Origin of the sequence: Bacteroides sp. CAG:633 (assembly GCF_000435115.1) — a bacterium.
In the GTDB taxonomy this organism is placed as follows: Bacteria; Bacteroidota; Bacteroidia; order Bacteroidales; family Bacteroidaceae; genus Bacteroides; species Bacteroides ndongoniae.
This window is the reverse complement of the sequence record NZ_FR883034.1, coordinates 106444-110095: the sequence shown is the minus strand read 5'-3', so window position 1 is coordinate 110095 and position 3652 is coordinate 106444. Positions and strand designations below refer to the sequence as shown.

The window sequence follows — 3652 nt, the reverse complement described above, 5'->3', positions numbered from 1 at the left end:
TTATTCTTAAATCAATTCAAAACAGTTTCTAAGCCCGATACAGAAAACTACATTAAGGTATATAATACATATATACAAAAGAAGGCACTCATCATTCCTCGAAAAACGACAGTGCCTTCCCGTATAGAATTCTTTATCTATTCTCTACAGACATCACACATACGTTTCGAGCAGCTTCACCCTGCCGTCGGGAGTAATCGTTACCTCTTGCGTAGAAGCCGGCAGCAATATTGTTTCGCCCGCACACAACGTCAGTTCATTCTTACTGTCGTCGGTTATCTTACAAGAACCCTCCGTACAGATGAAAATCACAAAAGAATCGAGCTCTGAATAGTCGCAAGTGATTTCTTCTGTCATATCGTAAACCGAAGTCGTGAAATACGGACTTGCTACTACTTCTATCGGCTCGTTTTCGGTCAGTTCGTACTCCGTGCGGAAGTCATCCTGCACATCGGCAAAGTTGATGGCATCCATCGCCTGGTTGGTATGCAGCTCTCTGGCCTTGCCGTTCTGGTCTTTTCTATTATAGTCGAAAATACGATAAGTCACGTCCGAAGTCTGCTGGATTTCCGCAATGAAAGAACCGGCGCCAATCCCATGCACCCGACCGGCCGGCACATAGAAAACATCGCCCGGCTTGATCTCGCACGTCTGCAAAACTTCAGCAAAGGTGCCATTGTACACCCTCTCCTTGTACTCCTTGGGGGTAATCTGTTCGGCGAATCCTGAAATCAGCTTTGCACCCTTGTCGGCCGCAATCACATACCACATTTCGTTTTTGCCAAAGCTGTTGTGTCTTTTTCTTGCCAGCTCGTCGTTGGGGTGCACCTGAATCGACAAATCCAGCTTCGCATCAATAAACTTGATGAGCAAAGGGAATTTATTGCCGAAGCGCATATAATTGGCTTCTCCCACTAACTCTTCTTTATATTTTCTGACCATTTCGGGCAGTGTCAAGCCCTTGTCAGCTCCATTTGCTACGACAGACTCGCTCCCTTCTACAGCAGAGATTTCCCAGCTTTCACCCACATTGGGCAAATTTTCATTCAAATGTTTGAACGGGATGATTTTATCACCTCCCCAAAGCGTCTGCTTCAAGATAGGCTCAAATTTTAGAGGATACATTCGTTGTTTTTCGTTAAATGTTCAATAAAAACATAAGTATTTTTAAATTATGGCGGCAAACATACAAAAAATATTCATTCGATTCAAGGACGCAAAACGCTAAACTTTCCTAAAATGTTTTCCACATTTCATTCCAATTACTTGGGTATACAAAAGAATTTCTTTTTATTTGCAAGAAATTTAATTAATACCACGTTTATGATAAACACTACCCCAACAGAAAGCAATTTGTCCGGATTGGACAGAAAGGACTTTCAAAAGGAAATAGATAGTAAAAAGACAGATCTGTTTATCCTTAAGAATGCATTAGGAATGGAAGTTGCAGTAACCAATTACGGATGCGCCATCCTTTCTATCATGGTTCCCGACAAAAAGGGACAGTATGCCAACGTCGTTTTAGGACACGACAATATTGAAAGCGTCATCCACAGTCCCGAACCCTTCCTGAACACCACCATCGGACGATACGGCAACCGAATTGCCAAAGGAGAGTTCACCCTGTATGGCGAAAAACACCAGCTGGCCATCAACAACGGACCCAACTCCCTGCACGGTGGTCCCACAGGCTTCCACACACGCGTATGGGATGCTGTACAACCCGATCCGACAACCGTCATCTTCAACTACACATCGGCCGACGGCGAAGAAGGCTTCCCCGGCAACCTGAAAGTAGAAATGACCTATCGCCTGGAGAACGAAGCAAACGCTCTGGTAATCGAATACAGAGCCACTACCGACAAGGCTACGGTAGTCAACCTGACCAACCACGGCTTCTTCAACCTGGCCGGCATAGCCAACCCCACTCCTACCGTTCTGAACAACATTGTTACCATCAACGCCGACTTCTACGTCCCCATCGACGAGGTATCCATCCCGACGGGCGAAATCAGCAAGGTAGAAGGCACTCCGATGGACTTCCGCACACCGCATACCATTGGCGAACGCATCGACGAGCCATTCCAGCAGCTGATCAACGGCACTGGCTACGACCACTGCTATGTGCTTAACAAGACCGAGGCGGGCGAATTGAGCCTGGCAGCCACCTGCACCGAGCCTGAAAGTGGACGAACCATGGAAGTATATACGACCGAAAACGGCGTACAGGTGTACACTGGCAACTGGCTGGGCGGATTTGCAGGCGCACATGGCGCTACCTTCCCTGCCCGAAGCGCAGTCTGCTTCGAAGCACAATGCTTCCCCGACACCCCCAACAAGCCGCACTTCCCCTCGTGCGTATTGCTGCCGGGCGATGAATACCAGCAAATTACCGTTTACAAGTTTGGGGTAACAGAATCGTGACCAACCATGTTTTGAAACTAACTTAATATAATTATAAACTCCTAACTTTTTCAAAAAACCATGACACAACAAAAACAGAACGGTAATCTCGTCGCAATTATTACCATGTTCTTTATTTTTGCGATGATCTCTTTCGTAACCAATCTTGCCGCACCCTTCGGTACGATATGGAAAAATCAATATGCCGGTGCCAACACACTGGGTATGATGGGTAACATGATGAACTTCCTGGCCTACCTCTTCATGGGTATCCCGGCTGGTAACATGCTTGTCAAAATCGGCTACAAGAAGACCGCCCTCATCGCGATGGCTGTCGGCTTCATCGGCCTCTTCATCCAGTATCTGTCTAGCCTCGTAGGCGCCAATGTCGACGTCTTCTCGCTGGGCGAATACGCCATCAAGCTCAACTTCATCATCTACCTGCTCGGAGCCTTCGTCTGCGGTTTCTGCGTATGTATGCTCAACACCGTGGTGAACCCCATGCTGAACCTTCTCGGAGGCGGCGGCAACAAGGGTAACCAGCTGATTCAGACAGGTGGTGCGCTGAACTCACTGTCGGGCACACTGACTCCGCTCTTCGTAGGCGCCCTGATCGGCACAGTAACTTCGAAAACCGCCATGTCCGACGTAGCCCCGCTGCTGTTCATCGCGATGGCCGTATTCGTAGCTGCCTTCATCATCATTTCGTTCGTATCCATCCCTGAGCCCCACCTCAGAAAAGGCGGCGCACAGAAGGAAAAATTCGAATACAGCCCCTGGAGCTTCCGCCACACCGTATTGGGCGTTATCGGTATCTTCATCTATGTAGGTATCGAAATCGGTATCCCCGGCACGCTCAACTTCTACCTGGCCGACGCTTCGAGCAAGGGAGCCGGCATCCTCATCAACGGTGCTGCCATCGGTGGAGCCATCGCTGCCATCTACTGGCTGCTGATGCTTGTCGGACGTTCGGCCAGTAGCGCCATCAGCGGTAAGGTGTCTACCCGCACTCAGCTGATTGTCGTTTCGGCCACAGCCATCGTACTCATCGTCATCGCCATGTTCTTGCCCAAGAACATCGGTATCGATGTGCCCAAGATCGTTTACGACCCCGTAGCCAAAACTACCGAAATCCTGACCAACGCCGGTGTTCCTGCCGACCAGATCTCTGCCTTCATCGCCAACCCCGCATCGGTCGACCTCTCGTCGTATGCCGAAGCACTGAAGGAAGAAGCCGCTATGGCTCCCG

The 3652-nt window shown here is 49.1% G+C and carries 3 protein-coding genes; 2 read left to right on the top strand and 1 reads right to left on the bottom strand.

The window, feature by feature from the left end; translation table 11 throughout:
- Positions 1–153: 153 nt before the first annotated feature.
- The gene (locus QVP67_RS05025; RefSeq protein ID WP_022162471.1) at positions 154–1125 is read right to left on the bottom strand and encodes a type I phosphomannose isomerase catalytic subunit; all 972 of its coding nucleotides are present in this window, start codon (positions 1123–1125) and stop codon (positions 154–156) included.
- Positions 1126–1323: 198 nt separating this feature from the next.
- Between QVP67_RS05025 and QVP67_RS05020 the strand changes: the two genes are divergently transcribed.
- Both QVP67_RS05020 and QVP67_RS05015 read left to right on the top strand, forming a co-directional pair.
- The gene (locus tag QVP67_RS05020; protein WP_022162470.1) at positions 1324–2424 is read left to right on the top strand and encodes an aldose epimerase family protein; all 1101 of its coding nucleotides are present in this window, start codon (positions 1324–1326) and stop codon (positions 2422–2424) included.
- Between the two features lie 60 nt (positions 2425–2484).
- Positions 2485–3652 (top strand): MFS transporter (locus tag QVP67_RS05015; protein WP_288179919.1); only part of this gene is annotated, 1168 nt, incomplete at its 3' end.

Coding starts and splice junctions, on each gene's coding strand:
- QVP67_RS05020 (WP_022162470.1), top strand. CDS start 1,324: ATGATAAACACTACCCCAACAGAAAGCAATTTGTCCGGATTGGACAGA.
- QVP67_RS05025 (WP_022162471.1), bottom strand. CDS start 1,125: ATGTATCCTCTAAAATTTGAGCCTATCTTGAAGCAGACGCTTTGGGGA.